At 40.2% G+C, this 17,619-nt stretch carries 13 protein-coding genes and 4 pseudogenes; 14 read left to right on the forward strand and 3 right to left on the reverse strand.

Annotated elements, in window-relative coordinates; all coding sequences use genetic code 11:
• Positions 1 to 71: 71 nt before the first annotated feature.
• The 3 genes from ACX9NY_RS32545 (at position 72) to ACX9NY_RS32555 (ending at position 2,924) form a co-directional block, all read left to right on the forward strand.
• A complete protein-coding gene (locus ACX9NY_RS32545; protein ID WP_472479829.1) occupies positions 72 to 1,034 on the forward strand; it encodes an aldo/keto reductase in 963 nt (320 codons plus the stop codon).
• Between the two features lie 215 nt (positions 1,035 to 1,249).
• A complete protein-coding gene (locus ACX9NY_RS32550) occupies positions 1,250 to 2,032 on the forward strand; it encodes an SDR family NAD(P)-dependent oxidoreductase (protein WP_472479831.1) in 783 nt (260 codons plus the stop codon).
• Between the two features lie 508 nt (positions 2,033 to 2,540).
• On the forward strand, positions 2,541 to 2,924 hold the full coding sequence (locus tag ACX9NY_RS32555; RefSeq protein ID WP_472479833.1) for a hypothetical protein: 384 nt from the start codon (positions 2,541 to 2,543) through the stop codon (positions 2,922 to 2,924).
• A 115-nt stretch (positions 2,925 to 3,039) separates the two neighbouring features.
• Here ACX9NY_RS32555 and ACX9NY_RS32560 read toward each other — a convergent pair.
• A pseudogene (locus ACX9NY_RS32560) lies at positions 3,040 to 3,599 on the reverse strand (TetR/AcrR family transcriptional regulator).
• 291 nt (positions 3,600 to 3,890) lie between these two features.
• On the opposite strand from ACX9NY_RS32560, the gene ACX9NY_RS32565 reads away from it, so the two are divergent.
• The 5 genes and pseudogenes from ACX9NY_RS32565 (at position 3,891) to ACX9NY_RS32585 (ending at position 8,956) form a co-directional block, all read left to right on the forward strand.
• Positions 3,891 to 4,574, forward strand: a complete 684-nt coding sequence (locus ACX9NY_RS32565) for an NAD(P)-dependent oxidoreductase (RefSeq protein WP_472479835.1) — start codon at positions 3,891 to 3,893, stop codon at positions 4,572 to 4,574.
• A 438-nt stretch (positions 4,575 to 5,012) separates the two neighbouring features.
• Positions 5,013 to 5,690, forward strand: coding sequence for an MBL fold metallo-hydrolase (locus ACX9NY_RS32570; protein WP_472479837.1), 678 nt, complete (start codon positions 5,013 to 5,015; stop codon positions 5,688 to 5,690).
• Positions 5,691 to 6,034: 344 nt separating this feature from the next.
• Entirely contained in the window at positions 6,035 to 6,544 is a 510-nt protein-coding gene (locus tag ACX9NY_RS32575) for a hypothetical protein (protein ID WP_472479839.1), read from the forward strand.
• Between the two features lie 268 nt (positions 6,545 to 6,812).
• Positions 6,813 to 8,036 (forward strand): RNA polymerase sigma factor, encoded by a 1,224-nt coding sequence (locus tag ACX9NY_RS32580; RefSeq protein WP_472479841.1) that lies wholly within the window; start codon positions 6,813 to 6,815, stop codon positions 8,034 to 8,036.
• Between the two features lie 470 nt (positions 8,037 to 8,506).
• Positions 8,507 to 8,956, forward strand: a pseudogene (locus ACX9NY_RS32585) (AraC family transcriptional regulator).
• Between the two features lie 305 nt (positions 8,957 to 9,261).
• On the opposite strand, the pseudogene ACX9NY_RS32590 reads toward ACX9NY_RS32585, so the two are convergent.
• Both ACX9NY_RS32590 and ACX9NY_RS32595 read right to left on the reverse strand, forming a co-directional pair.
• A pseudogene (locus tag ACX9NY_RS32590) lies at positions 9,262 to 10,233 on the reverse strand (IS110 family RNA-guided transposase).
• A gap of 233 nt (positions 10,234 to 10,466) precedes the next feature.
• Positions 10,467 to 11,027 carry a TetR/AcrR family transcriptional regulator gene (locus ACX9NY_RS32595; RefSeq protein ID WP_472479843.1) on the reverse strand — a complete coding sequence of 187 codons (561 nt, stop codon included), beginning with the start codon at positions 11,025 to 11,027 and terminating at the stop codon, positions 10,467 to 10,469.
• A gap of 382 nt (positions 11,028 to 11,409) precedes the next feature.
• Here ACX9NY_RS32595 and ACX9NY_RS32600 point away from each other — a divergent pair, with 382 nt between their 5' ends.
• The 6 genes and pseudogenes from ACX9NY_RS32600 to ACX9NY_RS32625 all read left to right on the forward strand — a co-directional run bounded on the left by ACX9NY_RS32600 (position 11,410) and on the right by ACX9NY_RS32625 (position 17,274).
• Positions 11,410 to 13,014: a flavin-containing monooxygenase gene (locus ACX9NY_RS32600; RefSeq protein WP_472479845.1), complete on the forward strand. Its 1,605-nt coding sequence runs from the start codon at positions 11,410 to 11,412 to the stop codon at positions 13,012 to 13,014.
• A 758-nt stretch (positions 13,015 to 13,772) separates the two neighbouring features.
• Entirely contained in the window at positions 13,773 to 14,303 is a 531-nt protein-coding gene (locus ACX9NY_RS32605) for an SDR family NAD(P)-dependent oxidoreductase (RefSeq protein ID WP_472479847.1), read from the forward strand.
• Positions 14,269 to 14,640, forward strand: coding sequence for a hypothetical protein (locus tag ACX9NY_RS32610; protein ID WP_472479849.1), 372 nt, complete (start codon positions 14,269 to 14,271; stop codon positions 14,638 to 14,640). Before ACX9NY_RS32605 ends, ACX9NY_RS32610 begins: the two co-directional genes overlap by 35 nt.
• A gap of 433 nt (positions 14,641 to 15,073) precedes the next feature.
• A pseudogene (locus tag ACX9NY_RS32615) lies at positions 15,074 to 15,464 on the forward strand (L-rhamnose isomerase); the annotation flags it as partial.
• A 33-nt stretch (positions 15,465 to 15,497) separates the two neighbouring features.
• Positions 15,498 to 16,334 (forward strand): rhamnulose-1-phosphate aldolase, encoded by an 837-nt coding sequence (gene rhaD / locus ACX9NY_RS32620; RefSeq protein WP_472479851.1) that lies wholly within the window; start codon positions 15,498 to 15,500, stop codon positions 16,332 to 16,334.
• Between the two features lie 622 nt (positions 16,335 to 16,956).
• Positions 16,957 to 17,274 carry a cupin domain-containing protein gene (locus ACX9NY_RS32625; RefSeq protein WP_472480372.1) on the forward strand — a complete coding sequence of 106 codons (318 nt, stop codon included), beginning with the start codon at positions 16,957 to 16,959 and terminating at the stop codon, positions 17,272 to 17,274.
• The last annotated feature ends 345 nt before the right edge of the window (positions 17,275 to 17,619 follow it).

The raw sequence follows: 17,619 nt of genomic DNA on the forward strand, positions 1-17,619 counted from the left end.
AAAAGACACTTACCTGAAACCCATGCGTTAAGTGAAATTTTGATTATTAATGTTGAAAGTGGTGAAACGCTATGAAATTAGTCAAATTACAAAATGTAAATATCCCACCTATTGCCCTTGGTACATGGTCATGGGGCACCGGCGTAGCTGGCGGGGATGCTGTTTTCGGGAATTATCTTAAGGCGGAGGACTTAATGCCAGTATTTGATGCTGCTATGGATGCTGGATTCAATTTATGGGATACAGCGGCTGTATATGGGATGAACGCTTCAGAGAACATCTTGGGAAGCTTCATTAAAGGCAGAGAGGATGTGCTAATTTCAACAAAATTCACCCCACAAATAGCGAGCGATAATGACAACGCTGTTGAGGAACTTTTGAACGGAAGCCTGAACCGACTAGGCGTGGATCATGCTGATATTTATTGGATACACAACCCAGCAGATGTGCAAAGATGGACACCTAAACTTATCCCTTTAATGAAAAGTGGAAAAGTAAAACATGTAGGTGTCTCTAATCACAATCTGGAAGAAATTAAGTTTGCTGCTAGCATCTTGGCGGAAGAAGGGCTGAAAATTTCAGCTGTTCAAAACCATTACAGCTTACTTTACCGTTCATCGGAAGATGCCGGAATAATTGATTACTGCAATGAAAATAATATGGTGTTCTTTTCTTATATGGTATTGGAACAAGGCGCATTAACAGACAAATATAATTCGAAAAGCCCTATGCCAAGTGGCACAAGAAGAGGCGAGGCATTTAATTCAGATGTGCTTACCAGGATCGAAAGCTTAATCCAAGTAATGAGAGAAATCGGCAGTAAACACGATGCATCAACTGCACAAATTGCAACGGCTTGGTCCATTGCAAAAGGGACGGTACCGATTCTTGGTGTTACGAAAAAGTCGCATATTGAGGACGCAATAAAAGCTGCCGAGGTCAATTTGACCGTACAGGAAATCCTCGAACTTGAAAAGGCGGCAAAAGAAACCGGTGTTGAGGTCAAAGGCGATTGGGAAAAACCTATGATTTAAAATTTCAATGAGTCAGTCTACTTTCACAGCTATTGCAAGGTATATTGGTATTCGTACTGTCTGTCAAAAGGTTTCACCTAAACGATAACCTTTATAGAGATTTATGGTAAGCGCACAAGGTGCATCCTATTACGGCATTACAAACGGGATACACACTTTGGACACGGGATGTTCTCAAATAATTTAGATAAGGATATAAGAGGAGGAAAAATCTCATGAATCTAGGGTTAGAAGGGAAAGTTGCATTGATTACGGGCGGCAGCGAAGGGCTTGGCCTTGCCACAGCCATCCAGATGACGAAAGAAGGCGCTCAGGTTGCCATCGCCGCTCGGACGCTGGCTAAGCTGGAGCTAGCGGCAGAGCAGGTTAGGACGCAGGCGGGTAAAGCCCCTCTGTTGATTACAGCTGACGTCTCTGTGCCTGCCGATTGTGAGCGGGCGGTAGCTGAGGTGGTGGCTCGGTTTGGGAGCTTGGATATTTTGATGAACAATGCCGGCAGTGCAGCCGCCGCAACGTTTGAGCGAGTCAGCGAAGCGGAATGGGAGGCCGACATCGCACTCAAGCTGCAAGGGTTGATTCACTGCTCCCGGGCTGCAGCGGTACATCTCAAGGCGGCCGGAGGGGGAGCCATTATCAATGTATTGGGTACAGGCGCCAAGACGCCGGGAGCGGGCTCGCTACCATCGTCGGTGACGCGGGCGGGCGCACTCGCCCTGACAAAAGCGATGAGCAAAGATTTTGGCCGTTACGGCATTCGCGTCAACGCAGTCTGTATCGGCACCATTCGCACCCCTCAGTTCGAGCGGATATGGCAGAACGAATCCCCTGAGCTTACCTGGGATGAGTACTCTCGTGAAAAAGGGAAGGCATTCCCGCTTGGGCGCATAGGTGATGCGGATGAGGCAGCCCGTGTCGTTACTTTCTTGGCCTCGCCGGCAGCGAGCTATGTGACGGGCGTGGCAGTGAACATCGACGGTGGCGCTAGCCCCGTTTGGTAAGCTCATTATATTGATTGTTTTATTTACAAATATGAATCGATAAGAAGCGTTTGTTAAATTTTGGTGTTAATAAGGGGACTTTAGCATGCATTCCACAGAAACAGTGGGAAATTTGCTGGATTTGTGCTTAGATATATAAGTAGAAATGATGCTCATTAAGCTAACGGGGAACGTAAGTTCCAGAACCACACCTACGGAGCTGCCGAAGAATTAATGGCAGCTCCACTGCGTTAACGGATTAGTTTAGTTGAAGAAAAATAAATTTGGGCCATACATCTTAGACATATCTAATATGTGTGGTCCTTTTAATTTCAACTGTTTAACTTACCATACCGTCCATATATGCACGATGCTGATATGGACGGTATGGTAGGTGAGTAAGACTAAATAAGAGCAGTTTGCCGTAGCGGCAATTGCTTCTTCTCATTCAGCTATCAGGCATGTTAGTTCAACAAAACTGCATTCAACTCATTTTATTGGGAAAAAAAAAGAATATCCCAATCACGAGGTGTTTGCATTTGATAAGAGTAATTTTGACATTCGTTTTAGTGCTTGGGTTAACTTCGCTGTTCGAAACTCCAACCTGGGCAAAGAAATTCCGCCGTTAACAGAAACAACTCAATGTTCGTTAATGCAGCAGGTATTGATAATCGAATTGCATCCTAAAATAATGAGTGCACTTCAACAAAAGTATCACAATAATTTTATGTTTGGGAACGCCCATATATCAACGGTTCGGAGTTCGGATATCCTGGAGTTTGAGTTTATTGTGGAAATGACAGTAATGAAAGAAGAGCAGCCAGAAACAGTTCAAATGACGTTTCGACGAGATGATCTTTATGGCTATATGGTAGATCATCTTAATGTTATTCCTACTAAAAAACAAGATTAAACTAACGGGTAACGATAGCTCAATAATACAAAGAAGCAGCTGATCAATGTGATCGGCTGCTTTTGTTAAACTAACGGGCAGGATTGCGAAATAAAGTGTGTTGATTCAAGATCGATTATAAATTCCTTTCTAACAATGCCCCCACTCGTTGTGCCATAATGTGAGGGGGGGAGGGCTTTCCATTCTTGAACCACCATTCCACTACCCCTACGATAGCAGCTCCAAAAAATTGAATAATCACATCTTCAGCGTCACCGTCACTTAATCCTTGAGAATCTCCTTCGGTTATGTTTTCTACATTCTTTAACTCTTGGAGGACAAACTCAAGGAACCGACTGTGAAAAAAAGGACCTCCTTGATTCGCCAACATCGTTGAAAAGAATAAATAATGACTCTCAAAGTACTCGAACCATAACAATACCGTATCATAAAAAACGGTATTATTAGCTGCTAATTCACAGAGTTTCCGTAGTTCGTAAATATGTTCTTCCATTAGCTTATCTAGAAGATCAAATTTATCTATGTAGTGAAGATAGATGGTTCTTCGGCTAACATTTGCCCTATCGGAAATTTCTTGTATAGTAATTTGGTCGATTTTTTTTTCAATCATCAGTCAATCAGAGCTTTTTTTATCGCTTCTTGAGATTTGATTATTCTTCTATCCACCTTAGACACTGTGAGTCACCATGCTTTCTGAAATAAATTACACAACTTCAAATGATTTGTGAATAAATGCACGAATTACGGTTATTTGGTAATTGCTGACGCATTATTTTTTTGTTTATGATTATACACAGTTGTTACCTAATACTCCAGTGTGCATTTTTCTGTGGATATTAACCAGTAGGAGCCGATCTTCTTCGCGGTTGGCAAGCTGCGTCAAAGCTTTGGCAGCCACCGGTGCTGTCTAGTAAAGCAGCTATGAATAGAAGTAATAATTATCACATTCGAAGGGGGAACTACTTAATGAAGGTAACAGTAATAGGAGCGACGGGTGCGACTGGCAGGAAAGTGATAGAGCGAGCACTTGATTTGGGGCACGAGGTTGTAGCCGTGGCTCGCCGGCCGGAAGTCATCGCCCCCACAGCGCGCCTCAGCGTCCGACAGGGAGATGTACTCGATATGCCGAGCATTGCCAAGGCCTTGGCCGATACAGATGTGGTAATTAGTTGCATAGGTCCTACCGGAAACTTTTCGCAGGGTACCGTTATATCGGAGGGGATCTCGAACATCCGCAAAAACTTTTCGCCAGGAACCATCATGTCGGTGGGCATTACGAACATCCTGGCAGCCTGTCAGAGCGCCGGAGTTAAGCGCTTCGTCATGCAGAGCGGCATTGGTCTGAGCGATGGAAAAGAACTTTCAGCACTAAATCGCTTGGCCATAAACATTTCGGGTCGTATTTTCACGAAGGCGGTTGAGGACAAGGCCATTGCCGAGCGTGCAGTACAACGGAGCGAATTAGATTGGATCATTGTACGACCGCCAGCTCTTAGCGACGTAGCCGCCACTTCGAAATATACGGCAGGTCCCTCGACCCGCATTTCTCCGCTCCGGCCACTTTCCTTCGCTGACTGCGCCGACTGCCTCGTAAGGGCGGCGACGAATGAGCCAACCTGGGTTAGGAAGGTCGTTAACGTTGGGCGATAATGGGGTTGTCTTAAACGGAAAATTAGTTTTCGTTATTCTAATTTTGATATTTCTAATTATTGTTCTTTTGAACTCTTTGCCGGTTTTTGGAGCAAGACCGACCAGAAAGAAGAAAAGCCAATTCCAACAATCCAAGAACTTCGTAAAAGGAAAGTTTAAATATCATTTTGAATCGCGTGTCGACTATAGACTAAAGGTGTTACTACCAGTACTTTTTGAAATCGCGAAAGGAAATCCTAATGCGCGACCTAAAGAACCGCTTCAAGTTCAAAGGATTACAAAATCTTTTTTCTCAAGAAGCATGGACAATGCATCAGTTACATGGTTCGAACACTCTACCTCATTAATCCAGCTGGATGGCAAATTATTATTGTTAGACCCGGTATTTACGGACTATACCTCTCCCTTTAAATTTGGTGGCAGCGTTATAGTGAACAAATGCCAATCGAAATTGAGGAACTTCCAGAAATTGATGCTGTACTTATATCACACGATCACTATGATCATCTAGATTATCGGGCAATCAAGAAATTAAGAAACAAAGTAAGAAAGTTTCTTGTCCCTCTCGGAGTAGGCAGCCATCTTGAAAGATGGGGGGTTGATACTGAGCGGATTGTTGAACTTGACTGGTGGGCAGAAGTGGAGGTTTTTAACCTGAAGTTCCGCTGCACACCGGCAAAGCATTCTTCGGGAAGAGGATTTGGTCAGAATTTAACCTTGTGGTCTTCGTGGATCATAGAGGGAAGACATACAAATGTGTTTTACAGTGGGGATAGCGGCTATGGTCCACACTTTAAAGAGATTGGTGAAAAATATGGCCCATTTGATTTGACACTAATCGAATCCGGACAATATGACAATAAAGGCTGGTGGCCTTTTCATATGTTCCCTGAAGAAACGGTACAATCCCATATTGATCTCCGGGGTAACCTGTTACTTCCTGTCCACTGGGGTGCTTTTACATTGGCGATCCATGACTGGGTTGAACCCATTGAACGTGCTCTAAAAGCTGCTCATGAAAGAAACGTATTCATTGCTACGCCTCGTATTGGAGAAACAGTCGAAATAAGTTTACCTAATGTACCACTAACTCCATGGTGGAGAGTTGAATCATAACTGAACAATGGAGATTTTATATGCCCAATATAATCATACTCAAACTTATTTTAGGGGATCAGCCTCTTTTGGGAACAGCAAACAGGTTTGTCAAATGGGGGGATCTAATTGGCTGTCTGTATGTTTTGATCCTTTGCGATAGAGTTTATTGTTACGGGGAACATGTTCGTGTGTATTCACAAAGCGATTGAACTAACGGGAAACCATAGCATTGTAAAACAAAGTAAGCAACAGATCAACACGATCGGCTGCTTTTGTTCAACTAATGGGCAGGTTAGCGTAACTAAACTTACTCATTGCTCGTTTATCAAGAAATAGGGGAACCGTATTCAAGGAGGTATATAATGAGAAGATTTGTATTGATGTTTATTTTTGCTTTCGCATTGGCTGCTTGTGATAATTCTGATGAAGATCTACCTGTTACCCAAGATGATCAGGGAATTCAGGATCTTCAAGCGGAAAACAAGCAACTTAAGGCTGAATTAGAAGCGGCTCAGAATACTTTGAATGAAATGGACATGAGTACAGTTAGTGGCCCTTTGAATGCAGCATTCAGAATAATTGACGCTATGAATAATAAAGATTACGAAGCCTTAGCAACATTATCTGTCCCTGAAGTGGCGTGGGATGATCAGGACGATACGTATACTTTACAAGATGATGAATCCAAGCAAAATGTTTCTCTCTTATCACCAATTGAGTTAGGGAACCTAGAGTATCGCGGATTTGATCCAGTGAGTGAGAATGAGGTTCAATTATTTTTGGCAAAAGTAGATGATGGAAATGTTGCCATCTATATTGATTTTGTGAAAACGGGGGATCAATGGCTATATAAAGGCCATTTAACCAATTAAACAAGAGAAACATATCAAAATTCAAAAGATATCGTTCAACTAACGGAAAACGTTAGCTCAATCAAAATCATCATGGAGCAGGTTACTGTTTTTGCTCTGCTCCATTTTTACATTCTTTTGTTTGTTTAGAGCTTATATTTTCTAATCCTGTAAGTGGTTGAGCAAACCACAATCCTGAAAGGTTGTATACATATTTATTTTACATTTACGTGGCCTTCTGACTGTCTCTGGTGTCTAATTCAATGTAAATCAAGAGGAGGTTCTTACCATGTCAGGAGCTCATGACACAAATCCTGTTTATCCGGATAAACAGGAACGTATCACCAACTTTGAAATGACTTATGAGCTGTATCGTCAAAGAATCTGCAAGTACTTTTCGTTGAAGTTGAATCCAATGGTTGCAGATGATTTGACTCAACAGGTTTTTTTAAAAGCTGTCGAGAATCTTCACCGATTTCAAGGTAAATCAAATTTATTCACGTGGATATTCAAGATTGCTCAGAATACAGTGAAAAACGAATGTCGAAGGTTATCGCGAAGAAAAGAATCTCCGTTTGATTTTACGGGATATGAATCACAGTCGATTTCCCTTGAATTCACGAAGTATGTTGATTTTCGAATTGATATTGGAGTTGCGCTAAAAAAGCTAGATGAAAAGGACCAAGAAATCATTGCATTACGCTTTTTTGTGGACTGCACATTGCTTGAAATTTCTAAGATCGTAGGGATGCGTGAAAGTGCAGTAAAAAACAGACTCTACAGGGCTTTGGAAAAACTTAAAAAGGAACTGAAAGAATGGGGAGGCGTTACGATCATGTCTATTCAAGATTTGATTTCAATTGTTAATAAGGGTGAAAACGAGGGTTTAAATAACCAGCTCAATAAGGTACACCATGATCTGTTCAATGAACTAAGTGATCATATTGAACGAATCTCGTTAAAGTACAGTTATCATCCATCACGAAAAGTAACTATTGAAGTATATCCTGATCTGCCATCGTTTCACCAAGCGGTCGGAGAAGCAGATGCTCCGAATTGGTTCATGGGTACCTATGAAGGGAGTATTCTTAAAATTGTATCTCCATTAAATCCAGGACCGGAGCATACCTATCAATCGATTCTTAAAGGTACGGTTCACTTGTTCACCATGTGGCTAATAAGTGAAATCAATCCGAAGGCTCCAAAATGGATAAGGCAGGGGATAGGTGGATATGAAGCCAAGCTGATGACTCAGGACTATATTGAAGGTACAACGGAAGAGGCTATTCACAATTTTGCGATCCCAACGTTCGAACAATTAGATAATGATACCTGGGATTTCGAAACGATGAAGGGTTTTCAGTTCTCTTACCTATTCGTGAAGTTTGTTGTTCAGCAATATGGAATAGACCATTTAAACAAATTGATCCGTAACCCTCAGGATTTTAATGGTATCTTTCAATGTTCCGAGAAGGAATTGCATCAGAAGATGGTTGAGTTTATAAGTAAGTAACCCATACAAAAATTGTATGTTGCCGGGTATACCGGGCTTTTTTAAATAGCGTGCTTGGTCTTCATGTTCATGTTGAAAAGAACATGGTCATATTCAAACCTTGTTTTAATTGACTAGATAGGTATTTTACTAATTCTCATTGCTCCGTTTCATTAAGCTAACGGGAAACGTTAGTTTAATGAAAAAAAGTATCAACGTGATCAACTGCAGTTTACAACTAATGGATGATAATAGGGATCGTTGCAGATATGCTGACGATCCTTTTTTGTATACCTTTACAGACGGTAGAGAACGGGGAAATTAAATTAGAGTGATGATGCCTCATTAAGCTCGGGCAGGATAGTTGAAAATCGACGTTAAAATTGTTTTCAAAAATTGGTTGAAGGAATACCTACATAAACACTTCTTTTAAAAGAGTGCTTGAAAAACATTTTAAAATCGCATTACCCTTTCTAAAAAAGGAGAATTAAATTAAGAAAATAACTATTGAAGAAATATCTGAATCAAGGATTGCATATTTCTGTAGTGTTGGAGAGTATGGTGAAAAGTAAAACAAGGAACTAATGGAGACCTTTAAAAAATGGGCACTGTTAAATGGCATTTTTGATAATTCTACAATTTTAGGTATACTACAGGATAACCCTCAAGTTACTCTTAAAGAGGAGTGTCGTTATGATGTTTGTGTTGTTATAAATAAAGACTTTAATGTGGCGAACCAGCTCAAGTTGGTAAGTTTCTGATGGTAAATACGCTGTTTTCATGCTTGACCCTACAAAAGAGGCAGTCAATGAATTTTGGGGTAGTGTTTTTTCTGAGATAGAAAAAACAATCTATCAATAAGGAAAAAGCCGATTGTAGAAAGATATACCTCGAAAATGATTGATAACCATTTGTGTGAAATATTAGTCCCCATAAAATAATTGAATCTAGATATTTCATCAACAATCGGCACGTTAGTTGCATAAGGACAAGATCTCTCAATGGAATCGTAAAGAGAAATGGAGCGAGCTCTAGTTTTTGCTTTACAATTTGATGATTAACTGCTGGATTGAAACTTTAAACTATCGGGAAACGTAGTTGAAAACAGTAAAGAGCGGTTTGCCGATTGGCAGCTGCTCTTTTTTCATTAAGCTACCCTGAAAATTAACTTATAGCGTAATACAAAACTAGGCGCATAGTACAATATTTTCAAAAAAATCTGCGCCTCTGGGCTTGAGAAGGTTAATTAGGATGCTTCTGATGTGGCCAGAGTTACAGTAAATTCAAGGTTTTCTAGCTTTCGAACAGTTTGTTTGACGATCGCGTCTTGGTGTCGTTCTCAAAATAGTCGGAGCCTAAGTCTTTATAATCTTCTTGCCTGGTTATTATATGGTAAGCAATGGTCATGATGGAATGCGCAACAGCAACAACTGCGCGGTGGCTTCCTTTGCGAGCTACGATTCGCCTGTACTGGGCACCGAGATAATTATCAGGTCCTCGTATGGAGTGAGAAGATTCGATGAGTGCGGATCGGAGATATTTATTGCCTGGAGGACTTGCGTTTACCCGCGCTTTCATTGTGACCTGGAACAAGTAAAACCCATGAGCATAAATGGGCTGTACTTGGGAAACGGGAAGCAATGTCGGTGCCAATCTCAGCGAGGATTTGTTCAGCCGTTCGGGCCGCGATTCCCCGTAATGCTATCCAGTCGATCCAGGTCTTTTTGGAAAGGGACGAGCCGTTTGGCTACCTCCATGTCCAGCTCGATGATTTGTTCGTTCAGGAAGTCGATATGGGTAAGCATGGTTTTTTAGCATCATCCGTTGATGTGAACTCATGTTGCCCTTCAGCGCGAGCTCGAGTTCTTCCTTCTCTTCATAGACCTGCGTGTAAAGCGAGCCAGTGTCTCCGGATCGGTTTCACCATGGACCATGGCCTCAAACATGTCCCGGCTAAATAGCCCCATAATGTCTGATACGACAGAAGCGAGCTTGATATTGGCGCCTTCCAAAACTTTTTGAACACGGTTATGTTACACGAGAACGTTCTTGAATCAGACTCCGGCGACAGCGAACAAGTTCTCTCATTTCACGTTGGTTGCGATCGGGAATGTAGCTGGGTTTTAGCAGACCATACCGAAGTAGGTGTAATGATGCATGCAGTAATGTTCTTCTTGTGAACATCCAAACCACATGCCCGTTCAATGAGAACATCCATAATACTCACCACCGATAAAATAAAAAAGCCGCTAAAAATAGCGACTTCTAATGGGATTATGTTCTTGAGCTTAATGAACCGATTAGTTATATGCCTATTCGGTAAAATGTTCTTGTCCATTTCGGTAATCGGTACCAGTTCTTGTCCTTGGCTCGGGACAAGAACTTGTTTCTCATTTAATTCTTTATTACTCGACAGTTCAAGTACATTTGCCATACCCTTGGAATAGTGGTTTAAGCACGAAAACCTGCCAAACCGTAATTTATAAAATAATTTATATAAGTTGCCATTTCTTTTGGAGACTCTTTCATTCCACCCTCCAGCCAACTTTCGATTGCCGAACCTACCCCATCAATGATTATCAGAGGAACGTACTCAGGAAACTCTAATTTTAGCTTTTCGGACCAATTTTCTATAATAATACATTGAGCTTCCTTCTGTATACGTTTCTTTAATGTGACGTCTCCGTGTTCGCTTATGAGCACCTGATAAATATTTCTTCTTTTCGCGACATACTCTAATACATCTTTTGTTATGAGCAGTGCTGCCTCTTCTTTTTCGAAATTATAAAGTTTCAATATTTTTCGTGTGTCATCCACAAGTTCTTCAACTATTTGGTCTAATAGATCATACAAATCCTCGTAATGATTATAGAAAGTAGACCGATTAATATCCGCTAGTGTACACAATTCTGTTACCGAAACAGCGGAGATTTTTTTTCTATTTAATAAATTTATTAAAGAAGTTCTCAACACCATCTTTGTGTATTTTTTGCGTCGATCTAATTTAACCATTAATTACTCACAACCTTTTTTTGTTTTTTTCAACAAATCTTATTTGTAGTGCTGTTTAAAAAACAAAACTTAAATAATTGCTTATTGTTTATTCAAAAGAGTGTCTTTATCATTTTAATTGTAATATTTAGAAATTTCAAAGTCATTGATGGAGGTGCATCTGCAAGATGTTTAATTATGAATCATGGTAATAGTTAAAGAGTGTTGACACTTTTAAGTGTCTGACCATTACAATCAGTAAATTTTTTCGATTAAGCATAGGCGAATTGTACGGGAAGATATAGTGAAAAGAAGTTCATTCTATATTTACATCATTACAATTATTACTTATTCGAAGGGCAAGGGTAGCATAAAGGATATTTCAAGGAGGTTAATTACTTTTATGAAAGATAATAAGGCAGATCTAGATGTTGTGGTTGTTGGTGCAGGATTTGCGGGAATGTACGCACTCTATAAACTCCGTGAAGAAGGTTTGAAAGTAAGAGTTTTTGAGTCCGGAAGTGATGTGGGAGGGACCTGGTATTGGAATCGCTATCCTGGAGCACAATGTGATATTCCAAGTTTATATTACTGCTATAAATTTTCAGAGAGACTTTATAAAAGTTGGACATGGTCATCTAAACTACCCAAACAGAAGGAAATACTCTCCTATTTGAATCATGTAGCGGATTTTTTTGACTTACGACCAAATATTCTACTTCAAACAAAGGTTACCTCATCTAGTTATGATCAAACTAAGAATCTATGGTTTATTAAAACAGATAAGGGTGAACAATTTACAGCTAAGTATTTTATTGCTGCAGTTGGCAGTTTATCAGCGACGAACTACCCTAAAATTAAAGGTATAGATTCTTTCGAGGGGACAACTTTACATACAGGTCACTGGCCCCAAGAACAGGTCGACTTTAAAGCAAAGAAAGTTGCAGTGATAGGTACTGGTTCAAGTGGCGTACAGGTAATACCAAAAATTGCGGATGAAGTAGAGGAGTTAACAGTTTTTCAACGAACACCTTCTTATGTTTTTCCTGCAAACAATGAGAAATATAATAGGGAGTTTATTGAAGAAGTAAAGGATAATTTTGATGAAATGAAAAAAGAAAGAGAGTCATCACTTTATGGTTTTCCACTTCCAATGCAAAATAATAATTCGATTTTTGATTTTTCACTAGACGAGCGCGAAAGAATGCTAGAGGCAGCATACTCCGAAGGCGGTTGGTCAACTATCGCTGTATTTAATGATATTATGACAAACAGTGAATCTAATGCCATAGTTTCTAATTTTGTTCGAAAAAAGATAAAGTCAATTGTGGAAGATCCTCAAGTGGCGGAGATGTTATCACCTCGATTTCCAGTTGGCGGCAAACGTCCAATATTAGGGACTAAGTACTATGAAACATTTAATAAAAACAACGTTTCTTTAATTGATATTAAAAGTTCCCCGATAGTAGAAATTACGAATTATGGAATACGAACCACTGAAGATTCATTTAAACTTGACGTGATTATTTATGCCACTGGCTTTGATGCAATGACCGCCCCATACACCAGATTTGATATTTATGGAAAAGGCGGTCTTTTGCTAAAAGATAAGTGGGATAACTCGGATCGCTTGGGAACTTATCTCGGTATTGCTCATAGTGGATACCCAAATATGTTTGGTATATGGGGACCTCATGGTCCAATTTTAGCTAATATACCAGAAGTGATAGAATTTAAAGTTGATTGGATTGCTAAATGCATAAAATATATGTCCGTAAACAATTTTGAGAGAATAGAAGCCACTGTACAGGCTGAAGAAACATGGACTAACTTCATAGATAAATTGGCCGATACGTCACTTTTCGGGAATGTGGATAGCTGGTATACAGGGGCAAATATTGAGGGTAAACAGAGGAATAACTTAACGTTTATGGGTGATTTGCAAACCTATAAACAATGGTTTAAGGATGTCGAACAAAATAATTATGAAGGTTTCTATTTCGAATAGTAGAAAAGGATTAGTCAACCTAGGGAAGCCAGATAATTAAGCTTATAAGAATGGAACAATTTAAGATAGACTTCTAATCACTTGCTGTAATTTTTTCTATTTTCAGAGTCTGTTTTTTTAAAATGGTTAGTGTTGATAACATCATAATTTATTCTATTATATTTAGAGAGAATTCTAGAGTTAAGGGAATTAAAAGAACTAGGCTACCACAGTAATAAATAAAGGATTGTGGCGATTGAGTGTGCCAGTGTACAAGCGACAACATCTAGTATTGAAGAATTAGTTTCGATAATTGAAAATCAAAGATTTATGGCTCAACACAATTCAACTGGCCGGGGTACAAAATGACTAAAAACAGAACAGTATTTTTTTGCCAACCGCGGACAAGTGTTTAAAGCGCTACACATAACATCTGCATTGGCCTACCGTAAGGTATTTCCGACCATTATTCATTTAATGTCTGACAAACGTTTGGATGGAATACCGTTTGTCACTTCAAAAAACATATTGTTGAAGAAGGTTTTGAAAAACTGGTGAATGATGTGAAGCAAGCAAAGTTCTGGTTAAGCCTTAATGAGCGATTGTATAAAAAACGAAATGTGGAGTGGCTAGATGTGTGAGAAGACTAGGTTTCCTTAACAAACTGTAAGGTTTTGTTTACTGATCAAATAATCCAGCAAGACGTCATCAAAGGATTTTAGGTTAACGGACTAAATTTATATTAGGTCTTGAATAAATCATTTCTAGGTGGGAATTGCATGAGTGATCAGGAAAAATTTTTGTTCCAATACGGACCATGGGCTCTTATCGTTGGAGGATCAAGCGGGATGGGGTTAGCGTTTGCTGAAAACTGCGCTATGCGAGGGTTAAATGTTGCTATCACCTCCCATCGATCTGATGAATTGGATGAAGCTGAGCAAATCCTGCGTGATAAATATGGTGTACAAACTAGAAAGGTTATTGCTGATATCTCTGATGCAAATTGTTCCGACAAGATTAAGTCCTGCCTTCAGGATCTGGAAATCGGTTTTTATGTCTATGTTGCGGCAATTGAGCCTGGCGGACCATTCGTCAGGATTAAAGAGGAAGATCATATGCGAAACATAGTCGGGAACTGTATCACTCCGACCAAAGTAACACATTGGGTGTCAAGGGAAATGGCAAAGCGAGGCCGTGGCGGAGTTTATTTGGTGGGGAGTATGGCAGGACTAGGCGGTATTCCTAACTGGGTAAGTTACGGAGCAGGCAAGGGCTATGAAATTTTGCTTGCAGAAAGGTCTGTGGCATGAGCTTAAACAATATGGAGTGAATGCGGCTGCCTATGTCGTTGGTGCAACTGAAACCCCAGCCTTTAAAGCCGTTCAAGAAAAGCTAGGCACAGGCCTGAGTACAGAAAGCAATCCAGAATTTTTCCATACAGGTCTGCCCAGAACTCCTGAATTTGTCGCAAGCTACTTATTTGATCAGTTGGAGGATGGACCACGGTTGTTCTCGCATCCTGATGATAAGGACAATTCTGAAAAAATGGCGCAACTTCCTAGGGCTACTTATGTTACCATCATGAGTCAGCATACTAGTACTACTTACGGCGCAGGTATGAATCAGCCCCTTCCCGATATTGAATAACTTTCTTATACAGTCAAACGATAAGTAAATGAGGGATATAGAATTAAATATGATGAATTAAAGAGTAACTATGAGGGGAATGACATGGAGCAATACCGAATGCAAAGAATAAATTCATTGTATGGTTAATGCAGACTAGAGTTTAAAAGTTTGTCAATAAGCTAACCTGAAAATTAACTCATAGCGTAACTCTAAAAAAGACAATACGAAACTAGGCGCAGCTTAAAAGATTTTTAAAAAAGCTGCGTCTCTTGGTTTGATAAGGTTAATTAGGATGCTTCTGCTGTGGCCAGTATTACGGTAAATCCAAGGTTTTCAAGCTTTCGAATGGTTTGTTTGACGATCGCGTCTTGGTGTCGTTTCTCAAAATAATCGGAGCCTAAGTCTTTATAATCTTCTTTCTTGGTTAGTGAATGGTAATAAATGGTTAGTCAGACCCATCCGCTGGGACAGCGACCATGTCATAACAATGGACGATGAACTGCTGGAGATTGCGAGAGAGCTGGTACGAGGCGGATTTCTGCCTCGGACACACATCGGTTTGGACTTCTTTGATGAAGCAGCAATCACATTGCTGCATGGGTCATTGGTACACGCAATACGATCAAAGCCCTGCTGCGTGTCATGCTCGAGCCGGTAGAGTTGTTAAGACAAGCAGGAACCGAAATGGATTTCACAGCACGCCTAGCCTTGACAGAGGAATTTAAATCGTATCCTTTTGGTGCGGTGTGGGATTATTATTGCGCAAATGCAGGCGTTCCTGTCCGTGAACTTGGCTGGATGAAGTGAAAAGCTACGAACGCGATGTTTTGCTTAAACGCTAAGATCTGAATAAAGAGAATAAGGAGAGAATACCGATGAATGCATCCTTTTTAAATACCCAATTAGGACTTGAAATTCCTTTTGTCCGCGAGATGGCCGAAATTATCCAACACATGTGGAGAAATGGCTGGGATGAGCGAAACGGCGGAAACGTGAGCTATATTCTAGATGAACAGGAAGTTGCTAAATACCTCGATATTAAAAAGATCATTCGGACGATTAAGCCGGTTTTCCCGGTTCATGAGCTTGCGGGGAGATATTTTATCGTGACAGGCTCCGGCAAGTATTTTAAAAATGTGATTTCCGATCCTGCCGCTAACCTTGGTGTGCTTCGTGTATCCAATGATGGTGATCAGCTTGAGCTGTTGTGGGGACTTTTAAATAATACCGTGCCTACAAGTGAGCTGGCTTCCCATTTTATGAGCCATATTGAGCACTTGAAAGTTGACCCAAACCACCGGGTGGTCATTCATAATCATGCGAGCAACACCATTGCAATGACTTTTATTCATGACCTGGATGAAAATAAATTTACCAAAACCCTGTGGGAAATGTGTACTGAATGCATCGTGGTATTCCCTGACGGAATCGGTATAATCCCGTGGATGGTCCCAGGTTCAAATGAAATTGGCAGAGCAACAGCTTCTAAAATGAAGGATCACCATGCAGTAATCTGGCCGCATCATGGTATTTTTGGTACCGGTTCTACGATTGATGAAGCCTTTGGTCTGATTGAAACTGTTGAGAAAGCAGCTCAGATCTATATGCTTATCGCTGGGCAAGAGATCAAGCATAGAATTACCGACCAAAAGCTTGCGGACTTGGCAAACGCTTTTAAGGTAACACCGCGTGAAGGGATATTAAACGTTTAATTCGTGAGATAACCATAATCATGACCACCCGTCCAACGGGTGGTCATGATTATTTAAATTCTTAAAAATCATTGATATTTGATATTATACCTGCTTTGGCCTAGCTCTCTTTTATATACTTCATCTAAAACTTCTGTGGCAATATACAGCATACTTTTTCCCATCTGTTCGCCTTTTTGAAGCCAATTCTTAAAATCGACCGACAGCTTTATGTGATTCAATACTAAGCGCCTACCTAGTGATAGAGGGCCATCACTGGATAAGTGAAAGATGAAATTGATTATGATATAACTTAAGATAAAACCATTTTTGTTTTTAGATGGCTGTTTTAAAATTCTTTTGCTGATAACCACTTTCGATATGATAATAATAATTAAAGACAGGGCGACGTCAAACAGGAGGATTTGGCTGTATAAGCAATTAATAGATCGGTTAAGAGTGAACACTGAAGAAGAAAACTCGATTATACATTAATTCATCAACGACGATGATTGACAGCATAAAGTTGCTCCAAAGGGGATAGCTAATTCAAATTCGACCGCACAACCGCTTTATTCATTTCCCAGCGCATACGCATAATTATGTGGAAATGATATATATGTGCGAAGGCTTGACGAAGCATATGATTGACGGACAGCAAGTGGAACTGAACAAAGGAGAAGTACAGTTTTTAAATCAGCTTGTTATGCAAATAATTTTTCAAGCAGAAGAAGGCGATATTGCAGTTAATTTCATTGTACTACCGGAATTCTTTGAGCAATCTCTGAATATGATAGGAAATGATACACACTTACTCCGAGATTCTCTCGTTGCATGCCTGCAAAGCAACAGCAGAGAAGTTGGTTACCTGAACTTTAAAGTTGCTGATGTACTGCCTGTCCAAAATCTGTTGGGAAATTTGATTTGGACAATTGAAGATAGGACAGGAAAACACCCGTAGCACCAATTCGATCACAATGGGATTACTATTTTTAGAACTAATGAAGCAAACTGAAAAAGTGGCATCCGGGAGTAGCTATGAGCAAGACGTACTGTTATCGGTGTATCGATATATTGATGAGAATTATCGGGACGGGAACTCACTCTTCTTGAAAATCGCTTGCAGTGTAACTTGCTTTGGCTGAGCCGCCTCATTACAAAAGGGCTGGTATGACGTATACGGATTTAGTGAAAAAAGCAACTTGAGCAAGCGGCATTTTTGCTGAAACAAACAAGCTTGCCCGGGGCTGATATTGGCTACACGGTCGGTTATGAAAATACTAGTTACTTTTACCATGTTTTCAGC

The organism is Paenibacillus sp. CB74 (genome assembly GCF_055687625.1).

What these genes read in the sequence shown, in the direction of transcription:
- ACX9NY_RS32545 (WP_472479829.1), top strand. Translation starts at nt 72, where the DNA reads ATGAAATTAGTCAAATTACAAAATGTAAATATCCCACCTATTGCCCTT.
- ACX9NY_RS32550 (WP_472479831.1), top strand. Translation starts at nt 1,250, where the DNA reads ATGAATCTAGGGTTAGAAGGGAAAGTTGCATTGATTACGGGCGGCAGC.
- ACX9NY_RS32565 (WP_472479835.1), top strand. Translation starts at nt 3,891, where the DNA reads ATGAAGGTAACAGTAATAGGAGCGACGGGTGCGACTGGCAGGAAAGTG.
- ACX9NY_RS32570 (WP_472479837.1), top strand. Translation starts at nt 5,013, where the DNA reads ATGCCAATCGAAATTGAGGAACTTCCAGAAATTGATGCTGTACTTATA.
- ACX9NY_RS32575 (WP_472479839.1), top strand. Translation starts at nt 6,035, where the DNA reads ATGAGAAGATTTGTATTGATGTTTATTTTTGCTTTCGCATTGGCTGCT.
- ACX9NY_RS32580 (WP_472479841.1), top strand. Translation starts at nt 6,813, where the DNA reads ATGTCAGGAGCTCATGACACAAATCCTGTTTATCCGGATAAACAGGAA.
- ACX9NY_RS32595 (WP_472479843.1), bottom strand. Translation starts at nt 11,027, where the DNA reads ATGGTTAAATTAGATCGACGCAAAAAATACACAAAGATGGTGTTGAGA.
- ACX9NY_RS32600 (WP_472479845.1), top strand. Translation starts at nt 11,410, where the DNA reads ATGAAAGATAATAAGGCAGATCTAGATGTTGTGGTTGTTGGTGCAGGA.
- ACX9NY_RS32605 (WP_472479847.1), top strand. Translation starts at nt 13,773, where the DNA reads ATGAGTGATCAGGAAAAATTTTTGTTCCAATACGGACCATGGGCTCTT.
- ACX9NY_RS32610 (WP_472479849.1), top strand. Translation starts at nt 14,269, where the DNA reads ATGAAATTTTGCTTGCAGAAAGGTCTGTGGCATGAGCTTAAACAATAT.
- rhaD (WP_472479851.1), top strand. Translation starts at nt 15,498, where the DNA reads ATGAATGCATCCTTTTTAAATACCCAATTAGGACTTGAAATTCCTTTT.
- ACX9NY_RS32625 (WP_472480372.1), top strand. Translation starts at nt 16,957, where the DNA reads ATGATTGACGGACAGCAAGTGGAACTGAACAAAGGAGAAGTACAGTTT.